The following is a 1,191-nucleotide window of genomic DNA, read 5'->3' as shown; positions in this document are numbered from 1 at the left end:
CTAGTGCTCTGTCACGGCTCTGTTGTCGGGTAGAGTTTGCGGAGCTTGATGCGGGCATCCTTCGTGGTGAAGCGCCAGTCGGCACCGACACCGCGGGTGTTTCGGCGCTGCTGCCAAGCGGCGACGTGGCGGTCCAGGGTGTCGCGTCGGGCAATCCGCTCGGGCAGGTCGCGGCGCAGCACGCTCAACTCGATCTCGGCCATGTTGAGCCAGGAGCCGTGCTTGGGCGTGTGATGGATCTCCAGCCGGCAGGCGATGCGGCGGGCCTCGCGCGGCGGGAAGGCCTCGTAGAGCGAGGTGGTGGCATGGGTGTTGAGCTGGTCCATCACCAGCACGATCCGCTCGGCCTCGGCGTAGGGGCCATCGACGAGGTCGCGCACGAACCGGGCGAAGTCACCCCGGCAGCGTCGCTCGGTGACCTTGACCACGCGCTGCCCGGTCAGCGGCGCGAAGGCGAGGAACAGGTTGGCGGTGCCGTGGCGGATATACTCGCTGTCGTAGCGCGCCGGCCGTCCGCGCCGGACGGGCCGAGGTGTTCGCACCTCACCGATCAACTGCAGGCTGGTCTCGTCCAGGCAGACCAGCGGACGGCGCGGGTCGGCGGGCTGTTGATAGACGTCGAGCACGTCTTCCATGTGGCTCACGAACGCCGCCGATTGCTCGGGCGGAATGCACCACATCCGGCGCAGATGCGGCTTGAGCTGGTTTTTTTCCCAAGGTCCGCCGGATCGTCTCCGGGCTCAGGCGAGGCAGTCCTTCCAGCGCGACGAGTTCGTCGGCCAGCAATCGCAGGCTCCAGCGCCCGCGTCCCTGCGGCGGGGTCGAGCAGGCCAGCGCGACCAGCCGCGCCTCGCCCGCCCCGTCCAGCTTGCGTTCGTAGACACGGCGCGATGGCTTGGGGTGCAGGGCCGCTTCAAGGCCTTCCTCGACGAAGCGACGCCGTACCCCCTCATCCTGAGGCTCTCGAAGGATCGACGCTGCGCACATGCACCCGCACAGCCTCCGCCACCTGCGCGTCGGTCCAGCCGGGCCCGCCCTCGGCCGCATCACTCAGCAGCAGCATCCGCGCGTGGCCCAGCGTGCGCGCCGCGGCTTTGCCACGTGAGATCAGACGATCCAGATCAGCTCGCTCCTCAGCCGTGAGCGTCACACGGTAGCGCTTGTGCATCGCTGCCTCCTGCCCTCAACCGA

The 1,191-nt window shown here is 68.8% G+C and carries 1 pseudogene; it reads right to left on the bottom strand.

Annotated elements, in window-relative coordinates:
• Window positions 1–11: 11 nt before the first annotated feature.
• Window positions 12–1,168: pseudogene (locus HNR00_RS25290) on the bottom strand (IS630 family transposase).
• Window positions 1,169–1,191: the final 23 nt, after the last annotated feature.

This window comes from Methylorubrum rhodinum (genome assembly GCF_014199935.1).
In the GTDB taxonomy this organism is placed as follows: Bacteria; Pseudomonadota; Alphaproteobacteria; order Rhizobiales; family Beijerinckiaceae; genus Methylobacterium; species Methylobacterium rhodinum.
Note: the sequence above shows the minus strand (reverse complement) of the source record. Positions and strands in the feature narration are given on the sequence as shown.